Source organism: Xylanimonas protaetiae (genome assembly GCF_004135385.1).
Taxonomy (GTDB): domain Bacteria; phylum Actinomycetota; class Actinomycetes; order Actinomycetales; family Cellulomonadaceae; genus Xylanimonas; species Xylanimonas protaetiae.
Genome location: NZ_CP035493.1, coordinates 2,614,166 through 2,632,557 on the forward strand (window position 1 = coordinate 2,614,166; position 18,392 = coordinate 2,632,557).

Annotated in this window: 15 protein-coding genes and 2 pseudogenes; 13 read left to right on the forward strand and 4 right to left on the reverse strand. The window is 74.4% G+C overall.

Annotated features, from left to right (window positions below; translation table 11 throughout):
- Positions 1 to 100 precede the first annotated feature (100 nt).
- Together pheS and pheT are read left to right on the forward strand one after the other, a co-directional pair.
- Complete coding sequence (gene pheS, locus ET471_RS12085) at positions 101 to 1,162, forward strand: phenylalanine--tRNA ligase subunit alpha (RefSeq protein WP_129188647.1); 1,062 nt, start codon at positions 101 to 103, stop codon at positions 1,160 to 1,162.
- Complete coding sequence (pheT, locus tag ET471_RS12090) at positions 1,162 to 3,759, forward strand: phenylalanine--tRNA ligase subunit beta (protein WP_129188649.1); 2,598 nt, start codon at positions 1,162 to 1,164, stop codon at positions 3,757 to 3,759. The genes pheS and pheT overlap by 1 nt, the downstream gene beginning before the upstream one ends.
- Positions 3,760 to 3,825: 66 nt before the next feature.
- Here pheT and ET471_RS12095 read toward each other — a convergent pair whose 3' ends face one another.
- From ET471_RS12095 to ET471_RS12110, 4 genes are all read right to left on the reverse strand, one after another.
- Positions 3,826 to 4,623 carry a methyltransferase domain-containing protein gene (locus tag ET471_RS12095; RefSeq protein WP_129188651.1) on the reverse strand — a complete coding sequence of 266 codons (798 nt, stop codon included), beginning with the start codon at positions 4,621 to 4,623 and terminating at the stop codon, positions 3,826 to 3,828.
- Positions 4,624 to 4,626: 3 nt separating this feature from the next.
- Entirely contained in the window at positions 4,627 to 5,421 is a 795-nt protein-coding gene (locus ET471_RS12100; RefSeq protein ID WP_129188653.1) for an LLM class F420-dependent oxidoreductase, read from the reverse strand.
- A 41-nt stretch (positions 5,422 to 5,462) separates the two neighbouring features.
- Positions 5,463 to 6,446: a quinone oxidoreductase family protein gene (locus tag ET471_RS12105; RefSeq protein WP_129188655.1), complete on the reverse strand. Its 984-nt coding sequence runs from the start codon at positions 6,444 to 6,446 to the stop codon at positions 5,463 to 5,465.
- A 202-nt stretch (positions 6,447 to 6,648) separates the two neighbouring features.
- The gene (locus ET471_RS12110) at positions 6,649 to 7,149 is read right to left on the reverse strand and encodes a class I SAM-dependent methyltransferase (protein ID WP_129188657.1); all 501 of its coding nucleotides are present in this window, start codon (positions 7,147 to 7,149) and stop codon (positions 6,649 to 6,651) included.
- A 68-nt stretch (positions 7,150 to 7,217) separates the two neighbouring features.
- Here ET471_RS12110 and argC point away from each other — a divergent pair.
- From argC to tyrS, 11 genes and pseudogenes are all read left to right on the forward strand, one after another.
- Positions 7,218 to 8,281 (forward strand): annotated as a pseudogene (argC, locus tag ET471_RS12115) (N-acetyl-gamma-glutamyl-phosphate reductase).
- A 109-nt stretch (positions 8,282 to 8,390) separates the two neighbouring features.
- Positions 8,391 to 9,587 carry a bifunctional glutamate N-acetyltransferase/amino-acid acetyltransferase ArgJ gene (gene argJ, locus ET471_RS12120; RefSeq protein ID WP_129188661.1) on the forward strand — a complete coding sequence of 399 codons (1,197 nt, stop codon included), beginning with the start codon at positions 8,391 to 8,393 and terminating at the stop codon, positions 9,585 to 9,587.
- The gene (gene argB / locus ET471_RS12125; protein ID WP_129188663.1) at positions 9,584 to 10,498 is read left to right on the forward strand and encodes an acetylglutamate kinase; all 915 of its coding nucleotides are present in this window, start codon (positions 9,584 to 9,586) and stop codon (positions 10,496 to 10,498) included. The genes argJ and argB overlap by 4 nt, the downstream gene beginning before the upstream one ends.
- 107 nt (positions 10,499 to 10,605) lie before the next feature.
- Positions 10,606 to 11,271, forward strand: coding sequence for a DedA family protein (locus ET471_RS12130; protein WP_129188665.1), 666 nt, complete (start codon positions 10,606 to 10,608; stop codon positions 11,269 to 11,271).
- 33 nt (positions 11,272 to 11,304) lie between these two features.
- Positions 11,305 to 12,594 (forward strand): acetylornithine transaminase, encoded by a 1,290-nt coding sequence (locus ET471_RS12135; RefSeq protein ID WP_242496277.1) that lies wholly within the window; start codon positions 11,305 to 11,307, stop codon positions 12,592 to 12,594.
- Positions 12,594 to 13,526 (forward strand): ornithine carbamoyltransferase, encoded by a 933-nt coding sequence (gene argF / locus ET471_RS12140; RefSeq protein WP_129188670.1) that lies wholly within the window; start codon positions 12,594 to 12,596, stop codon positions 13,524 to 13,526. Before ET471_RS12135 ends, argF begins: the two co-directional genes overlap by 1 nt.
- Positions 13,523 to 14,041: an arginine repressor gene (locus tag ET471_RS12145; protein ID WP_129188672.1), complete on the forward strand. Its 519-nt coding sequence runs from the start codon at positions 13,523 to 13,525 to the stop codon at positions 14,039 to 14,041. The genes argF and ET471_RS12145 overlap by 4 nt, the downstream gene beginning before the upstream one ends.
- A 31-nt stretch (positions 14,042 to 14,072) precedes the next feature.
- Positions 14,073 to 15,529: pseudogene (gene argH, locus ET471_RS12150) on the forward strand (argininosuccinate lyase).
- A 28-nt stretch (positions 15,530 to 15,557) separates the two neighbouring features.
- A complete protein-coding gene (locus ET471_RS12155; protein WP_129188674.1) occupies positions 15,558 to 16,172 on the forward strand; it encodes a uridine kinase family protein in 615 nt (204 codons plus the stop codon).
- 10 nt (positions 16,173 to 16,182) lie between these two features.
- On the forward strand, positions 16,183 to 16,863 hold the full coding sequence (locus tag ET471_RS12160; protein WP_129188676.1) for a DNA-3-methyladenine glycosylase: 681 nt from the start codon (positions 16,183 to 16,185) through the stop codon (positions 16,861 to 16,863).
- 101 nt (positions 16,864 to 16,964) lie between these two features.
- Positions 16,965 to 18,224: a tyrosine--tRNA ligase gene (gene tyrS, locus ET471_RS12165; protein ID WP_129188677.1), complete on the forward strand. Its 1,260-nt coding sequence runs from the start codon at positions 16,965 to 16,967 to the stop codon at positions 18,222 to 18,224.
- The last annotated feature ends 168 nt before the right edge of the window (positions 18,225 to 18,392 follow it).

Here is an 18,392-nt window from a genome sequence, read left to right on the forward strand (position 1 = left end):
GCCGTCGCACGACGTCGTCCACCTAGACTGAGCGCGGTCCACGCACGGCCGCCGCGCGGCGTCGTCGGACCTCACCCTGTATCGAAAAGCGGAAGGCACCATGTCTGCACCTGCCGACGCCCTGCCCGAGGGTCCCAGCCCGCTCGACGCCGCGGCGCTCGACGTCGCCGTCGCCCAGGCGCTGGCCGACGTCGCGGCCGCGACCGACCTCGAGGCCCTCAAGACCGTGCGCACCGCCCACACCGGCGACCGCAGCCCGCTCGCGCTCGCGAACCGCGCCATCGGCGCCCTGCCCGGGCCGGACAAGGCGGTGGCCGGCAAGAACCTGGGCCCGCGCCGCGGCGCCGTCGCGCAGGCGGTCGCCGCCCGGCAGGCCGAGCTCGAGGCGGAGCGCGACGAGCGGGTCCTCCTCGAGGAGGCCGTCGACGTCACCCTGCCGACGCACCGCCGTCCGGCGGGCGCGCGGCACCCGGTCGAGACGATCCAGGAGAACATCGCCGACTTCTTCGTCGGCATGGGCTGGGAGATCGCCGAGGGTCCCGAGCTCGAGGCGGAGTGGTTCAACTTCGACGCCCTGAACTTCGGCCCGGACCACCCCGCACGGCAGATGCAGGACACGTTCTACGTCGCCGGCGGCAAGAACCTCGTGCTGCGCACGCACACCTCCCCGGTGCAGGCCCGCTCGCTCATCGCGCGCGGCGCGCCGCTGTACGTCGCGGTGCCCGGCAAGGTGTTCCGCACGGACGCGCTCGACGCGACCCACACGCCGGTGTTCCACCAGTGCGAGGGCCTCGCGATCGACAAGGGCCTGACCATGGCGAACCTGGTCGGCACGCTCGACGCGTTCGCCCGGGCCATGTTCGGCCCCGAGGCCAAGACGCGCCTGCGGCCGTCGTTCTTCCCGTTCACCGAGCCGTCCGCCGAGATGGACCTGTGGTTCCCGCAGAAGAAGGGCGGTCCGGGCTGGATCGAGTGGGGCGGCTGCGGCATGGTGCACCCCAACGTGCTGCGCGCCGCGGGCGTCGACCCCGACGAGTACCAGGGCTTCGCGTTCGGCGTCGGCGTCGAGCGCGCGGTCATGCTCCGCCACGGGATCGCCGACATGCACGACATCGTGGAGGGCGACGTCCGCTTCTCCACCCAGTTCGGGACGGAGATCTGATGCCCCTCGTCGTCACGGAGTGGCTCGCCGACCACGTCGAGCTGCCCAAGGACCTGACCGCGGAGCAGCTCGCGGCCGCCCTCGTCCGCGTGGGCCTCGAGGAGGAGGCGGTGCACGCGGCCAAGGTCACCGGACCGCTGGTCGTCGGGCGCGTGCTCGTCCAGCAGCCGGAGGAGCAGAAGAACGGCAAGACCGTCAACTGGTGCCTGGTCGACGTCGGCCCGGAGCACAACGCCACGCAGATCAAGGGCGTCGACTCCGCCGACATCCCCGCGGGCGGCGCGCGCGGCATCATCTGCGGCGCGCACAACTTCGGCGTCGGCGACCTCGTGGTCGTCGCCCTGCCCGGCACGGTGCTGCCCGGCCCGTTCCCTATCGCGGCCCGCAAGACGTACGGCCACGTGTCGGACGGCATGATCTGCTCGACCGCCGAGCTCGGGATGGGCGACGACGGCCGGCACGGCATCATCGTGGTCCCGCGCGACCTCGGCATCGAGGGCGCGGTCCCGGGCCAGGACGCGATCGCGCTGCTGGGCCTGGGCGACGAGGTCCTCGAGATCAACGTGACGCCGGACCGGGGGTACGCGTTCTCGTACCGCGGCGTCGCGCGCGAGTTCTCGCACTCGACGGGCGCCGCGTTCACCGACCGGGCGCTCGTCGACGGCCTGCCCGCGGCCACGGCAGACGGGTTCGTCGTCGAGGTCGCCGACGACGCCCCGATCCACGGGGTCGTCGGCTGCGACCGGTTCGTGACGCGCGTCGTGCGTGGCATCGACCCGACGGCCGCCACGCCGGCCTGGATGAAGCGCCGCCTCGAGGGCTCGGGCATGCGCTCCATCTCGCTCGCCGTCGACGTCACCAACTACGTCATGCTCGACCTCGGCCAGCCGCTGCACGCGTACGACCTCGACAAGGTCGCCGCGCCGGTCGTCGTGCGCCGCGCGACGCCGGGGGAGCGCCTGACGACGCTCGACGACGTCGACCGGACGCTCGACGCCGAGGACCTCCTCATCACCGACTCCCCGGAGAGCCGCGGCGGGCGCGTGCTCGGCCTGGCCGGCGTCATGGGCGGCGCCTCGTCCGAGGTCACCGGCGCGACGACGGCCGTGCTGGTCGAGGCCGCGCACTTCGACCCGATCACGGTCGCGCGCACGGCCCGCCGCCACAAGCTGTCCTCCGAGGCGGCCAAGCGCTTCGAGCGCGGCGTCGACCCGCGCCTGCCCGCCGTCGCGGCGCAGCGCGTCGTCGACCTGCTGGTCGAGCACGGCGGCGGCGTCGCCGACCCGGCGGTGAGCGACCTCGACGCGACCACCGCGCCGGTGCCGATCACCCTCCCCGTGAGCCTGGCGACCCGCGTCGCCGGGGTCGAGTACCCGCGCGAGCAGGTCGTCGGGATCCTCGAGCAGATCGGCTGCGCGGTCGACCCGGGCCAGGACGAGGCCGAGGTCGTCGTGACCCCGCCCACGTGGCGACCCGACCTCACCGAGCGCGTCGCGCTCGTCGAGGAGGTCGTGCGCATCGCCGGCTACGACCAGATCCCGTCGGTGGTCCCGGCCGCCCCCGGGGGCCGCGGTCTCACGGCGGGGCAGCGCATGCGCCGCTCGGTCGCCCGCGCCCTCGCGGAGGCCGGCCTCGTCGAGACGCTGTCGTACCCGTTCGTCGGCGAGGCGGAGCTCGACGCGCTCGGACTGCCCGCCGACGACGCGCGCCGCACGGCGGTGCGCCTGGCGAACCCGCTCGCGGACGACCGCCCGCTCATGCGCACGTCGCTGCTCGCCACCCTCGTGGAGACCGCGCGCCGCAACGTCGCGCGCGGCCTGCCCGACGTCGCCGTGTTCGAGGTCGGCCTCGTCACGCTCCCGACGGCGGACGCCCCCGCGGCGCCGCAGCTGCCGGTGGGCGTGCGCCCGACGGCGGACGAGCTCGAGGCGCTCGCGGCGGCCGTCCCGGCCCAGCCGCGGCACGTCGCCGCCGTGCTGACCGGCCGCCACGACCTGGCCGGCTGGTGGGGCGAGGGACGCACGGCCGACTGGTCCGACGCGCTCGAGCTGGCCCGCCTCGTCGCGGACCGTGCGGGCGTGGCCGTCTCGGTCGAGCCCGCCACCGACGTCATGCCCTGGCACCCGGGTCGCTGCGCGGCGCTGGTGGTCGACGGCGGGGACGCGGACGAGCGGATCGTCGGGTATGCGGGCGAGCTGCACCCGAAGGTCGTCGAGCGCACGGGCCTGCCGAAGCGGTCGGTCGCGTTCGAGCTCGACCTGACGGCCCTCGCGGACGCCGCGAGCGGCGACCCCGTGGTGGCCACGCCGGTCTCGGCGTTCCCCGCCGCGAAGGAGGACTTCGCGTTCGTCGTCGACGCTGCCGTGCAGGCCGAGACGGTGCGCGCCGCCGTCGTCGCGGGCGCCGGCACGCTCCTGGAGGACGTGAGCCTGTTCGACGTCTTCACGGGCGAGCAGCTCGGCGCGGGAAAGAAGTCGCTGGCGTACTCGGTGCGCCTGCGCGCCGCGGACCGCACGCTCACGGCCGACGAGGTGCGCGCCGCCCGCGAGGGCATCGTCGCGGCCGCGACGGAGGCCGGCGCGACCCTGCGCGGCTGATCCCGGGCGGGCTCGACCACCGGGTCGAGCCCGCCCGCAGTCACGCGGCCCGCGTCACCGTGGAGGTCACGCGGCCCGCGTCGCGACCGCGAACACCCGGCGGAACGCCAGCGCCGTCCCGGACGGCCGCTCCGGGTACGCCTCCCGCAGCGCCGCCCCGTACTCCGCCTCGAACCGGGCCCGCAGGGCCGGGTCGTGTGCGGCGAGCGCGTCGAGCGTGGGCCGCGCCCCCGTCGCGGAGATCCACCCCAGTACCGGGTCGGGCCCGTGCAGCAGATGGGTGTACGTGGTCTCCCAGACGTCGACGTCCCACCCCGGCCGGGCCAGGAGGTCGAGGTACTCGCCCGGGTCGGCGGTCGCCCGCCGCTCCACCGGCCCGACGACGTCGGCGTACGGTGCGCGGGCGGCGACCTCGCGCAGCAGCACGTGGCTGGGGGCGTCGTGGTTGCCGGGGACCTGGAACGCGAACGCCTGCCCCGCGGTGTCCGCGAGGCGGGGGAGCAGCGTGCGGTGGTCCGGCACCCACTGGAGCGCCGCGTTGCTGATCACGACGTCGGCGCCGGTCACGGCGGACCGCCCGAGCGCGTAGTCGCGGACGTCGGCGAGCACGTAGCGCGCTCGCGGGTCGGCGTTCTCGGCCCGGGCCCGCTCGACCATCGCCGGCGAGGAGTCCAGCCCCACGACGTCGGCTGCGGGCCAGCGCGCCCGCAGCACCGCCGTGAGATGTCCCGGCCCGCACCCGAGATCCACGACGGTCGACGGGGCGGAGGGCACGCGTGCGACCAGCTCGACGAACGGCCTGCTGCGCTCGTCGCCGAACCGCAGGTAGTCGCCGGGCGACCAGTCCGTCGTCCGTCCTGGCATCGCTCAGCCTTGCGCGTCCCGCCAGGCGATCCACCGGGCGAGCCGGGTGAGGTCGTGGTCGGGTCCGCTGACGCCGATGGCCAGCAGGGTCGCCCCGGCGGCGACCAGCGCCTCGCCGGCCTGCTCCGGCTCCCCGTGGGGCGCCACCGACCGCTCGACCGCCCGTGCGGTGTCCCGCCCGATGGCGGCGCCGTGCTCGTCGAGGATCGCGGACTTGCGGCGGAGGGTCTCGAGGTCCGAGAACGAGTGCCAGATGTCGGCGTGCTCGGCGACGACCCGCAGCGTCTTCCGCTCGCCGCCGCCGCCGACAAGGATCGGGATGTCGCGCGTCGGCGCCGGGTTCCCCGCGGCGAGCCGCGCGCGGATGCGCGGCAGGTCGGCGGCGAGCCTGGCGATGCGCCTGCCCGGCGTGCCGAACTCGTACCCGAACTGGTCGTAGTCCTTCTGGAACCAGCCCGCGCCGATCCCGAGGATGAGCCGTCCGCCGGACATGTGGTCGACGGTGCGGGCCATGTCGGCCAGCAGCTCGGGGTTGCGGTACGAGTTGCACGTCACGAGCGCGCCGATCTCGACGCGCTCCGTCTGCTCGGCCCAGGCGCCCAGCATCGTCCAGCACTCGAAGTGCTTGCCGTCCGGGTCGCCGTGGAGCGGGAAGAAGTGGTCCCAGTTGAAGATGACGTCGACGCCGAGGTCCTCCGCGCGCAGCACGGTGTCGCGGATCTGGCGGTACTCGGCGTGCTGCGGCTGGAGCTGGAGGGCGATCCGGACGCGCCGGCCGCCGGGGGTGGAGGCTGTCATGCCCGTCACCCTACGGACGCCGCCCGGTCCCGTCAGCCGGTTCAGGGGAGGAGCAGCACCTTGCCGGTGGTCGCGCGCCCTTCGAGCGCCCGGTGCGCCTCCGCGGCGTCGGCGAGCGCGAAGGTCCTCCCGACCCGCACGTCGAGGTTCCCGGACGCCGCGGAGGCCAGCACCTCGCCGGCCCGCCACTCGAGCTCGCCGCGCGTGGCGACGTAGTGGCCGAGCGTCGGGCGGGTCAGATAGAGCGACCCGCCACGGTTGAGCGCCTGCGGGTCGACGGGCGGCACGGGCCCGGAGGCCGCGCCGAACAGCACGAGCATCCCGCGCGGCCGCAGCGACGCGAGCGAGGCCTCGAACGTGGACCGCCCGACGCCGTCGTACACGACGTGCACGCCCTGCCCTCCCGTGAGCGCGCGCACCGCGGCGGGCAGCTCGGCGGTCAGGTCCGTCATCGCGGCGTAGTCGATGGTGTGCGCGGCTCCGGCGGCGGTCGACAGCCCGGCCTTCTCCGCCGACGAGACCGTGGTGATGACGCGCCCGCCGCGCGCGGTGGCGAGCTGTGTCGCGAGGAGCCCGACGCCGCCGGCCCCGGCGGTGAGCAGCACGTCGTGCCCCGGCCCGACCTCGAACGTCGACGCGACGAGGTAGTGCGCCGTCATGCCCTGGAGCATGAGCGCGGCGGCGTCGGTCAGGTCGAGCCCTGCGGGCACGGCGACGGCGTTGGCTGCCGGCACGAGCGCGAGCTCCGCGTACGACCCGGGAGCCTCCGCCCACGCGACGCGGTCGCCGACGGCGAACCCCTCGACGCCCTCGCCGAGCCGCTCGACCACGCCCGCACCCTCGACGCCGACGACGTGCGGGTAGGCCATCGGGTACACGCCCGCGCGGCGGTAGGTGTCGATGAAGTTCACCCCCGCGGCGGCCACCCGCACCAGGAGCTGGCCGGGACCGGGCTCCGGGTCCGGCAGCTCGACGACCGACAGGACCTCGGGACCGCCCGCCTCGCGGGCCTGCACTGCACGCATGGTGCGGAGCCTACTCACGCAGGCGGCTGTGCCGGGAGCACCTCACCAGCCCGGACCTCGGCGTCGACGCGGTTCCCGGCCGGCGCGAGCGGGCACGCCCACGCGGGGTCGTCCCGGCCTCGGCGCACGGCGCGGCGACCCGGCGTCGCCGGTCGGTGAGCTCGAGGCGGTCCACGGTGATCGTGCCGCTCAAACGTGCCGCTCAGAGGCCGAGCTCCGTCAGCAGCACGCCCTCGTCCCCGTGCGTCCACGTCGCGTGACGCGTCACCCGCAGCCCGGCCGCCGTCGCGACGCCGTGGACCTTCTCGACGGAGTCGTACCGGTCGTGGTGCACCGGGTACGCGGGCGGTGTCGCGCCGTGCCGGTGGTGGTGCGCGGGGTCGAACCCCGCGAACGTCGCCAGGACGACCCGCCCGCCCGGGCGCAGCGCGCGCACCCAGGCGGCGAGCGCCGCGTCGCCGTCGGGCATGAGGTGCAGCGCGGTCACGCACGTGACGAGGTCGAACGACCCGTCCGGGAAGGGCGGCGCGGTGGCGTCGCCCTCGACGAGCCCCGTCCCGGTGCCCGCGTCGAGCACGTCGCGCACGCCGTCCAGGTCGACGAACTCGGCCACGGCGCTGGCGAGCGCCCGGTGCATCGTGCTGTCGTCGTACTCGGGAGCGCGGCCGTCGAACCGCTCCCGCACCGCCTGCGTCGGGTCCATGCGGGTCAGCGTAGGACTGTCCGCACCGCGAACCCCGGTGTCGCACCTATGCAGAGGTATGTATAGTCATGCACATGGTCAGCACGAAGCCCGTCCGGGTCGCCGTCGCCGGCGCCTCGGGCTATGCGGGGGCGAGTTCCTGCGGATCGCAGCGAACCACCCGCACCTCGAGATCGGCGCGGTCACCGCGCACTCCAACGCCGGCGCCACGCTCGGCAGCCTCCAGCCGCACCTGCGCTCGCTCGCCGACCGCGTGCTCGAGCCCACCGGCGTCGAGGCGCTCGCGGGCCACGACGTCGTCGTGCTCGCCCTGCCGCACGGCGCGTCCGGCGAGATCGCGGCCCAGCTCCCCGACGACGTCGTGGTGCTCGACCTCGGCGCGGACCACCGCCTCACGGACGCTGCCGCCTGGGAGCAGTTCTACGGCAGCCCGCACGCGGGTACCTGGCCGTACGGCCTGCCCGAGCTCCTCCACACGGACGGCACCCGTCAGCGCGACCTGCTCCGCGGCGCGCGGCGCATCGCCGTCCCCGGCTGCAACGTCACGGCCGTCACGCTCGGCCTCCAGCCCGGCGTCGCCGCCGGCCTGATCGAGGCCGACGACGTCGTCGCCGTCCTCGCGAACGGGTACTCGGGCGCGGGCAAGTCGCTCAAGACGCACCTGCTGGCCTCGGAGGCGCTCGGCTCCGCCGCGCCCTACGCCGTCGGCGGCACGCACCGGCACATCCCGGAGATCCAGCAGAACCTGGGTGTCGCGGGCGCCGAGACGGTGCGGATCAGCTTCACGCCCACCCTCGTGCCGATGTCCCGCGGCATCCTCGCAACCGCGACCGCCCGCCTCCAGGCCGGGGCCGACCCTGCGGCCGTGCGCGCGGCCTGGGCCGACGCGTACGCCGACGAGCCGTTCGTCCACCTGCTGCCCGAGGGCCAGTGGCCCTCCACCGCCATGACGCTCGGCGCCAACACGGCCCTCGTCCAGGTGGCCGTCGACGCCGCCGCGGGCCGCGTCGTGACCGTCACCGCCATCGACAACCTCGTCAAGGGCACCGCGGGCGGCGCCATCCAGTCCATGAACCTGGCCCTCGGCCTGCCCGAGACGGCCGGCCTGACCACCGAAGGAGTCGCTCCGTGATCCCGCCCCACGACATCACTCGCTGCGGCCACCCCGCGAGTCTGCTCGCTTCGCTGCGCGGACTCGCGGGGACCCCGACCTGCGCCCGCGATCTCGCGGGAGCCCCGGAATGAGCGTCACCGCAGCCCAGGGCTTCCGGGCCGCCGGCGTCACCGCCGGCCTCAAGCACTCGGGCAAGCCCGACCTCGCCCTCGTCGTCAACGACGGCCCGCAGCACACCGCCGCGGCCGTCTTCACGTCCAACCGCGTGGTCGGCGCCCCGGTCCAGTGGTCGCGCCAGTGCATCAAGGACGGCGTCGCCCGGGCGGTCGTGCTCAACTCGGGGTCGGCCAACGTGTGCACCGGCCCGGGCGGGTTCCAGGACTCGCACGCCACGGCCGAGGCCGTGGCCGACTCCCTCGGCATCGGCGCCATCGACGTCCTCGTCGCCTCGACCGGCGTCATCGGCGTCCGCCTCAAGCGCGAGAGGCTGCTGGCCGGCATCCCCGTCGCCGCGGCCGCCCTGGCCGGCGACGCCGCCGCGGGAGCCGCCGCCGCGCAGGCGATCATGACCACGGACACGGTGCCCAAGGTCTCCACCCGCACGGTGTCGACCCCCGCGGGGGAGTTCACGATCGGCGGCATGGCCAAGGGTGCGGGCATGCTCGCCCCGGCCCTCGCCACGATGCTGTGCGTCATCACCACCGACGCCGTCGTCCCCGACGGCGACGAGGGCGCGGCCCTCCTCGACACGGCCCTGCGCTGCGCGACCGCCGCGACGTTCGACCGCATCGACTCCGACGGCTGCATGTCGACGTCGGACACGGTCGTGCTCATGGCGTCGGGCGCCTCGGGCGTCCAGCCGGCGCAGGCGGAGCTGGCCGAGGCCGTGCGCGCCGTCGCCGCCGACCTCGCCGCCCAGCTGCTCGCGGACGCCGAGGGCGCATCGCACGACATCGCGATCACGGTGACCGGCGCGACCAGCGAGGACGCCGCCCTCGCGTGCGCCCGCGCGGTGAGCCGCTCCAACCTGGTCAAGACGGCGATCTATGGCAACGACCCCAACTGGGGCCGCATCCTCGCCCAGGTCGGCACCGTCCCCGAGTCGGTCGCCCCCTTCGACCCGGACCAGCTCGACGTGTCCGTCAACGGCGTCATGGTCTGCAAGGCGGGCGGGGCGCACGAGGACCCCGCCGGCGTCGACATGGCCGCGAGCCGGCTCGTGACCATCCTGATCGACCTGCACGCCGGCGACGCCGAGGTCACGCTCATGACCAACGACCTCACGCACGCGTACGTCGAAGAGAACAGCGCCTACACCTCATGACCCCCTCGGTGAGCTCCGCGGCGGTCGCCGCACTCTCTCCCGACCAGAAGGCCGAGGTGCTCCTCGAGGCCCTCCCGTGGCTCCAGGAGTTCTCGGGCGCCCTCGTCGTCGTCAAGTACGGCGGCAACGCCATGGTCGACGACACCCTGAAGGCCGCCTTCGCGCAGGACATGGTGTTCCTGCGGCAGGTCGGCCTGCGCCCCGTCGTCGTGCACGGCGGCGGGCCGCAGATCAACGCGATGCTGAGCCGCCTCGACATCCGCTCCGAGTTCCGCGGCGGCCTGCGCGTCACGACGCCGGAGGCCATGGAGGTCGTCCGCATGGTCCTCACGGGCCAGGTCGGGCGCGAGCTCGTGGGCCTCGTCAACGCCCACGGCCCTCTCGCCGTGGGCCTGTCGGGCGAGGACGGCGGCCTGTTCCGCGCCACGCGTCGCACCGCGCTCGTCGACGGCGAGCAGGTCGACGTCGGGCTTGTCGGCGACGTCACGGCCGTCGACCCCTCGGCGGTCGAGGACATCCTCGCCGCGGGCCGCATCCCCGTGGTCTCCACGGTCGCGCCCGACGTCGAGGACCCGACCCAGGTGCTCAACGTCAACGCGGACACGGCCGCCTCGGCGCTCGCGGTCGCGCTCGGCGCGAAGAAGCTCATCGTCCTGACCGACGTCGAGGGCCTCTACACGAGCTGGCCCGACAAGACGTCGCTCGTCGAGGAGATCGCCGCGACCGAGCTGGCCGCCCTGCTCCCGTCCCTCGAGTCCGGCATGGTGCCCAAGATGGAGGCGTGCCTGCGTGCGGTCGAGGGCGGCGTGCCCGCGGCCACGGTCATCGACGGCCGTCAGCCGCACTCCGTGCTGCTCGAGGTCTTCACGGCGCGCGGCAACGGCACGATGGTGGTCCCTGACGTGCACTGAGGCGTCCGCGCACGATGTGACGTGATCGTCATCTCCACGGCGGAACAGGGTGTCGCGCTCCGACGTTGGGCGGGTGTTCATCATCTCCACAGCGCAGCAGGAGCGTCGTGCTCGGTACATCTCTGGTCCCGTGGCTGGATCCGCAGTCGATCATCCACGGCGCCGGCCCCTGGGCTCTGCTCGCGGTCTGCGCGATCGTGTTCGCCGAGACGGGCCTGCTCGTCGGCTTCGTGCTCCCGGGCGACACGCTGCTGCTCATCAGCGGCGTCCTGTCGGCCCCGGGCGTCCAGGCGTTCCACTCTCACGTGGCCTGGGTGGCGCTCGGCATCGCCCTCGCCGCGTTCCTCGGCGGCGAGCTCGGCTACGCCATCGGCCACAAGGCCGGCCGGCCGATCTTCGAGCGCAGGGAGTCCGGCCTGTTCTCCCGCGAGAACGTCGAGCGCACGACGGCGTTCTTCGGCCGGTTCGGCCCGGCCGCCGTGGTCGTCGCGCGCTTCGTCCCGGTGATCCGCACGTTCGCCCCGGTCGCGGCGGGCGTGGGCCACATGCCGTACCGCCGCTACTCGCTCTACAACGCGGTCGGTGCGCTGCTGTGGGCGGGCGGCACCGTGTACCTCGGCTACGCCCTGCACTTCATCCCGCCGGTCCAGGGGTTCGTCGAGCGCTACTTCGACCTGGTCCTCGTCGCGGCGGTCGTCCTCGCCGTCGTGCCGACGGCGGTCCACCTGGTGAACGCCCAGCGCAAGGCGCGGCGCAGCGACGACGCCGTCTAGTGTGCCTATGCATCACCGTGTATAGTCATGCAAGTGAGTAGCGAGCTCCTCGACCTGCAGACCGGCGCCGACGTCGCCTCGGTCGCCGCCTGGACCGACCGGTACACCCACGCGGTCATGGACACCTTCGGCCCGCCGCAGCGCGTCCTCGTCCGCGGCGAGGGCTGCTACGTCTGGGACGCCGACGGGAGGCGCTACCTCGACCTGCTCGCCGGCATCGCCGTCAACGCCCTCGGCCACGCCCACCCCACGCTGACCGCCGCGATCAGCGCGCAGCTCGGCACGCTCGGCCACGTCTCGAACTTCTTCGGCACGCCCACGCAGATCGCGCTCGCCGAGACGCTCCTGAGCAAGGCGCAGGCGCCCGAGGGCTCGCGTGTCTTCTTCACCAACTCCGGCACCGAGGCCGTCGAGGCCGCGTTCAAGATGACGCGCCGCATGGGCCCCGGCCGCGTCCTCGCGCTCGAGGGCGCCTTCCACGGCCGTTCGATGGGCGCCCTCGCGCTCACCTCCAAGCAGGCGTACCGCGAGCCGTTCGAGCCGCTGCCCGGCGGCGTCGAGCACGTCCCGTTCGGCGACACCGCCGCCCTCGAGGCGGCGTTCTCGGCGCAGGCCGTCGCCGAGCGCGGCCCCGTCACGGCCCTCGTCGTCGAGCCGCTGCAGGGCGAGGCCGGCGTCCGGCCGCTGCCGCCCGGCTACCTCGCGCACGCCCGCACGCTCACCGCCGACGCCGGCGCGCTGCTCGTCCTCGACGAGGTGCAGACCGGCGTCGGCCGCACCGGGTCGTGGTTCGCGTACCAGCAGCCGGAGATCGGCGGCGGCGTCGTGCCCGACGTCGTCACGCTCGCCAAGGGCCTCGGCGGCGGGTTCCCGATCGGCGCGGTGATCGCGTACGGCGAGCGCGCCGCGACGCTGCTCGGCCGCGGACAGCACGGCACGACGTTCGGCGGCAACCCGGTCGCCGCGGCCGCGGCGCTCGCGACGCTCGGCGTCATCGAGCGCGACGGCCTGCTCCAGCAGGTCCACGACGTCGGCGCCCAGCTCCGCGAGCAGATCGAGCTGTGCGGCTCGTCGCTGGTGCGCGAGGTGCGCGGCCGCGGCCTGCTGCTCGCCGTCGTGCTCAACGCCCCGGTCGCGTCCGAGGTCGCCGCCCAGGCGCTCGAGGCGGGGCTCATCGTCAACCCCGTCGCGCCCGACGCGATCCGGCTCGCGCCGCCGCTGATCCTCACCGCGGACCAGGCGCGCGACGCGGCAGCCTTCTTCGCCGCCCTGAGCCTGCCCACCGACGCCCCCACCGACACGCCGACCGGCCAGGAGGCCTGATGACCCGCCACTTCCTGCGCGACGACGACCTCACGCCCGCCGAGCAGAAGCAGGTGCTCGAGCTGGGCATGGCGTTCCGCGAGGACCGCCACTTCCGCCAGCCGCTCAACGGCCCGCGCGCGGTCGCGTTCATCACCGACAAGCCGACGCTGCGCACCCAGGTCTCCTTCGCCACGGGCATCGCCGAGCTCGGCGGCTTCCCGATGGTCGTGGACGGCAACCTCGCCCAGATCGGCACGCGGGAGTCGGTTGCCGACACCACGCGCGTGCTCGACCGCATGGTCTCCGCGATCGTGTGGCGCACCTTCGGCGACGAGCGCATCCAGGAGATGGCGGCGGTCTCGCGCGTCCCCGTGGTCAACGCCCTGACCGACGGCTTCCACCCGTGCCAGATCCTCGCGGACCTGCTGACGGTCGCCCAGCATCGCGGAGGTGTCTCGGCGCTCCCCGGCCAGGTCTTCGCCTACGTCGGCGACGCCGCCAACAACATGGGCAGCTCGTACGTGCTCGGCGGCGTGACCGCGGGCCTGCACGTGCGCATCGGCGGCCCGGCGGCCTACCTGCCCGACGCGGAGATCGTCGCCCGCGCGCAGGAGATCGCCGCGCAGACCGGCGGCTCGGTCACCGTCACGACCGACCCCGTCGAGGCGGTGCGCGACGCCGACGCGGTCGCCACCGACACCTGGGTCTCCATGGGCGCCGAGGCGCAAGCCGCCGAGCGGGCCACCCCGTTCGTCCCGTTCCAGCTCGACGCCGAGCTCCTCGCGCACGCGAAGCCCGACGCGATCGTGCTGCACTGCCTGCCCGCCTACCGCGGCAAGGAGATCACCGCCGACGTCATCGACGGCCCGCAGTCCGTCGTCTTCGACGAGGCCGAGAACCGGCTCCACGCCCAGAAGGCCCTGCTGACCTGGCTGCTGGAGCGACGATGAGCTCCGAGAGCGCGTCCGTCGCCCCGCTGACCAAGGCCGCGCGCCAGGCGCGCATCGTCGAGCTCGTCACGCGCGGTGCCGTGCACTCCCAGTCGGAGCTCGCCCGCCTCCTGGCCGACGAGGGTCTCTCCGTCACCCAGGCGACCCTCTCGCGCGACCTCATCGAGCTGCGCGCCGAGAAGGTACGCACGTCGTCGGGCGCGCTCGTCTACGCCGTGCCGGGGGAGGGCGGCGACCGCAGCGTGCGCGCCGACCAGGACCAGGAGTACCTGGCCGCCCGCCTCGGCCGCCTGCTCGCCGACCTGCTCGTCTCCGCGGAGGCGTCCGCCAACCTGGTCGTGCTGCGCACGCCCCCGGGTGCGGCCAACTTCCTCGGCTCGGCCATCGACCACTCGCTGTTCCCCGGGGTGCTCGGCTGCATCGCCGGCGACGACACCATCCTGGTCATCTCCCGCGACCCCGCCGGCGGCGACGAGCTCGCCCAGCGCTTCCTCGCGCTCGCCACCACGTCCTGACCTCCGCCCCGCACGACCCGGAAGGGCCCCCATGTCCGAGATCGTCACGCCCGACGACGGTGCCGCCGTCACCGCCTCCGCCCAGCCCGCCGTGGCGCTGTGGGGCGGCCGGTTCGCGGGCGGCCCGTCGCCCGAGCTGCAGGCGCTGTCCCAGTCGACGCACTTCGACTGGAAGCTCGCCCCGTACGACATCCGCGGCTCCCAGGCGCACGCCAAGGTGCTGCACCGCGCGGGCCTGCTGACTGACGAGGAGCTCGACGGCATGGCGGCGGCCCTCGACCGGCTGGCCGCCGACGTCGAGGACGGCACGTTCCTCCCGCGCCTCGAGGACGAGGACGTCCACACCGCTCTCGAGCGCGGCCTCATGGACCGCGCGGGCGCCGATCTCGGCGGCAAGCTGCGCGCCGGCCGCTCGCGCAACGACCAGATCGCCACGCTCGTGCGCCTCTACCTGCGCGAGCAGGCCCGCACGATCGCCACGCAGGTGCTCACCGTCGTCGACGAGCTCATCGCCCAGGCCAAGGCCGCGGGCACCGCCGTCATGCCAGGCCGCACGCACCTGCAGCACGCGCAGCCCGTGCTGCTGGCCCACCACCTGCTCGCGCACGCCTGGCCGCTGCTGCGCGACGTCGACCGCTTCATCGACTGGGACGTGCGCGCCGCCCGCAGCCCGTACGGCTCGGGGCGCTCGCGGGCTCCTCGCTGGGCCTCGACCCGGCCGCGGTGGCGGCCGACCTCGGCTTCGACGGCCCCGTCGAGAACTCGATCGACGGCACCGCGGCGCGCGACGTCGTCGCGGAGTTCGCGTTCGTCGCCGCGATGATCGGCGTCGACGTCTCCCGCCTGGCCGAGGAGATCATCATCTGGAACACCAAGGAGTTCGGCTTCGTCCGCCTGGACGACTCCTGGTCCACGGGGTCCAGCATCATGCCGCAGAAGAAGAACCCGGACATCGCCGAGCTGGCCCGCGGCAAGGCCGGCCGCGTCATCGGCGACCTGACCGGGCTGCTGGCCACCCTCAAGGGCCTCCCGCTCGCGTACAACCGCGACCTCCAGGAGGACAAGGAGCCGGTCTTCGACCAGGTGGCGACGCTCACCGTCCTCCTCCCAGCGTTCGCCGGTATGGTCCGGACACTGGCTTTCGACACCGAGCGCATGGCCGCGCTCGCCCCGCAGGGCTTCTCGCTCGCGACCGACATCGCCGAGTGGCTCGTCCGCGAGGGCGTGCCGTTCCGCGTCGCGCACGAGGTCGCCGGCACGTGCGTCAAGGTGTGCGAGGAGCGTGGCATCGAGCTGTGGGACCTGTCCGACGCGGACCTGGCCGCGATCAGCGAGCACCTGACCCCCGAGGTCCGCACGGTGCTGTCCGTCGAGGGCTCCGTCGCGTCGCGCGACGCCGTCGGCGGCACGGCCCCGGCACGCGTCGCCGAGCAGCTGGACGCGGCGAAGGAGCGTGCGACGGAGTACCGGTTCTGGGCCGAGTCGTGACGCCCGGCCCCGCGCGGGTGAGCCACGCATGACGGTCTCCGCCGACGTCCTCGCAGCCCTGACCGCGCTGGCGCGCGCCCGGCGCTCCAACGAGCCGGGCGCCGGGCCGTTCCTCGTCGTCGTCGACGGTCCCGCCGGCTCGGGCAAGACGACGCTGGCCGCCCAGCTCGCGCCGCGCCTCGGCGACGGCAACGGCGGCCACGCCCAGGTCGTCCACATGGACGACCTCTACGAGGGCTGGGCCGCCGGCCCCGACGGCGGCGCGGCCCGCCTGGCCGCGTGGGTCCTGACGCCGCTGGCGGAGCACCGCCCGGGCCGCTACCGCCGCTTCGACTGGGCCAAGGACGAGTACGCCGAGTGGCACACGGTCGCCCCGGCGGCCTTCCTCGTGATCGAGGGCTGTGGCTCGGGCGCCCGCGCGCTCGACCCGCACCCGCACCTGCTGCTGTGGGTCGAGGCCGACGACGACGAGCGCCTGCGCCGCGGCCTGGCGCGCGACGGCGAGCGCGAGCGCGACCACTGGACCACGTGGATGGCCGACGAGGCCGCGCACTACGAGCGCGAGGGCACGCGCGACCGCGCCGACGTCCGGCTCGACGGCTTCGGCGAGGTCGTGACCTGGCACGCGTCGCCCGTCGCGTAACCTCGGGAACGTGAGCACCCCGAGCGCGCCGGCCCAGGCTCCCGTCGCGGTGAGCCCGTGGGAGGTCCCCGGGCACGCCTGGTACGCGCGCGACGTCCATGCGGTGGCGCGCGACCTGCTCGGCGCCGTCCTCGTGCGCCGCACCCCGGAGGGCACGGTCGCGCTGCGGGTCACCGAGGTCGAGGCGTACGACGGCGAGAACGACCCCGGCTCGCACGCGTTCCGCGGCCGCACGGTCCGCAACGCCACGATGTTCGGCGAGCCCGGCCGCGTCTACGTCTACCGGCACCTGGGGCTGCACCACTGCGTCAACGTCGTCTGCGGCCCCGTCGGCCGCGCCGCGGCCGTGCTGCTGCGCGCCGGCGAGGTGGTCGAGGGCGCCGAGCTCGCGCGGTCGCGCCGCACGGCGGTCGGCGTCTGCGACTCCGACCGCCAGCTCGCGCGCGGACCGGCCCGCCTCACCGTCGCGATGGCCATGTCCCTCGCCGACGACGGCGCGGACCTCACGGACCCCGACGGCGCCCTGGCGCTGACGCTCCCGCTCGACAGGACGCGCGGCGCCGTGGCGACGGGTCCGCGGGTCGGCGTGAGCGGCGACGGCGGCCGCGGCGACCTGTACCCGTGGCGGTCGTGGCTCGTGGACGAGCCGACGGTGTCGGCCTACCGTCCCGTCTCGGCGCGCCGCCGCTGAGTCCCGGGCGCGGACCCGGCACGGCCCCGGCGTCGTCGTCGGGCAGACTTGGACCGGCGCCCGCGACGGGCGCCGGACGAACCACGACGAGGAGCATCACGGTGACCGACATTCTCGACGAGCTGCAGTGGCGGGGCCTGGTGGCGCAGACCACCGACGAGGCCGCGCTGCGTTCCGCGCTGGCCGAGGGACCGATCACGTACTACGTGGGCTTCGACCCGACGGCGCAGAGCCTCCACGTCGGCCACATGGTCCAGCTGCTCAACATGCGCCGCCTGCAGCAGGCGGGCCACCGCCCGCTGGCGCTCGTCGGCGGCGCGACGGGCCTGATCGGCGACCCGCGCCCGACGACGGAACGCTCCATGAACTCGCGCGAGGTCGTGGCCGGCTGGGTCGAGCGGATCCGCGCCCAGATCGAGCCGTTCCTCTCCTTCGAGGGCGACAACGCCGCCGTCATGGTCAACAACCTGGACTGGACCGCGCCCATGAGCGCGATCGACTTCCTGCGCGACGTCGGCAAGCACTTCCGCATGGGCACGATGCTCAGCAAGGACATCGTGGCGCGCCGCCTCGCCTCGGACGAGGGCCTGAGCTTCACCGAGTTCAGCTACCAGATCCTCCAGGGCATGGACTACCGCGAGCTGTTCCAGCGTCACGGCTGCACGCTCCAGATGGGCGGCAACGACCAGTGGGGCAACCTGTTGTCCGGCGTCGAGCTGATCCGCAAGACGGAGCAGGCGTCGGTGCACGCGCTCGCGACGACGCTCATCACCAAGTCCGACGGCTCCAAGATGGGCAAGTCCGAGGGCGGCGCGGTGTGGCTCGACCCGGAGCTCACGAGCCCGTACGCCTTCTACCAGTACTGGCTCAACACGGCCGACGACGACGTCGTGCACTACCTCAAGGTGTTCACGTTCCGCACCCGCGAGGAGATCGAGGCGCTCGCGGTCGAGGTGGCCGAGCGGCCGTTCGCCCGCGCGGCGCAGCGCGCGCTGGCCGGCGACCTGACGACGCTGATCCACGGCCAGAAGGCCACGGACGGCGTCATCTCCGCGAGCCAGGCGCTGTTCGGCCGTGGGGAGCTGCGCGACCTCGACGAGGCGACGCTGCGCGGCGCCGTCTCCGAGCTCGACTCGACGCCGGTCGCCGTGGGCGACCTCGTGGTCGACGCGTTCGTCGGGTCGAGGCTCGTGGCCTCGCGGGGCGCGGCCCGCCGTGCGATCGCCGAGGGGGGCGCGTACGTCAACAACGTCAAGGTGACGTCGGAGGAGCAGGCCTTCACGTCCGACGACCTGCTGCACGGGCGGTACGCCGTGCTGCGCCGTGGCAAGAAGACGCTCGCCGTCGCTGCCGTCTCCTGACGGTGCGAGGGTTCCGGGGAGTGCCCTGACCTGCGGATTTGGCACTCCCCGGAACCCCGTGTAATGTTCTCGGACGTCGCCCAAACGGGAAACGGACACCGCGAGGTGGTCGGCCGGAAGGGCAGGACAACACACCACTCCTCCTTCAAGGGGCGTTCTGCGCCCTGG

Bases quoted from the DNA above. Each gene is read 5' to 3' on its own strand.
- pheS (WP_129188647.1), top strand. From the start codon at position 101: ATGTCTGCACCTGCCGACGCCCTGCCCGAGGGTCCCAGCCCGCTCGAC.
- pheT (WP_129188649.1), top strand. From the start codon at position 1,162: ATGCCCCTCGTCGTCACGGAGTGGCTCGCCGACCACGTCGAGCTGCCC.
- ET471_RS12095 (WP_129188651.1), bottom strand. From the start codon at position 4,623: ATGCCAGGACGGACGACGGACTGGTCGCCCGGCGACTACCTGCGGTTC.
- ET471_RS12100 (WP_129188653.1), bottom strand. From the start codon at position 5,421: ATGACAGCCTCCACCCCCGGCGGCCGGCGCGTCCGGATCGCCCTCCAG.
- ET471_RS12105 (WP_129188655.1), bottom strand. From the start codon at position 6,446: ATGCGTGCAGTGCAGGCCCGCGAGGCGGGCGGTCCCGAGGTCCTGTCG.
- ET471_RS12110 (WP_129188657.1), bottom strand. From the start codon at position 7,149: ATGGACCCGACGCAGGCGGTGCGGGAGCGGTTCGACGGCCGCGCTCCC.
- argJ (WP_129188661.1), top strand. From the start codon at position 8,391: ATGAGCGTCACCGCAGCCCAGGGCTTCCGGGCCGCCGGCGTCACCGCC.
- argB (WP_129188663.1), top strand. From the start codon at position 9,584: ATGACCCCCTCGGTGAGCTCCGCGGCGGTCGCCGCACTCTCTCCCGAC.
- argF (WP_129188670.1), top strand. From the start codon at position 12,594: ATGACCCGCCACTTCCTGCGCGACGACGACCTCACGCCCGCCGAGCAG.
- ET471_RS12145 (WP_129188672.1), top strand. From the start codon at position 13,523: ATGAGCTCCGAGAGCGCGTCCGTCGCCCCGCTGACCAAGGCCGCGCGC.
- ET471_RS12155 (WP_129188674.1), top strand. From the start codon at position 15,558: ATGACGGTCTCCGCCGACGTCCTCGCAGCCCTGACCGCGCTGGCGCGC.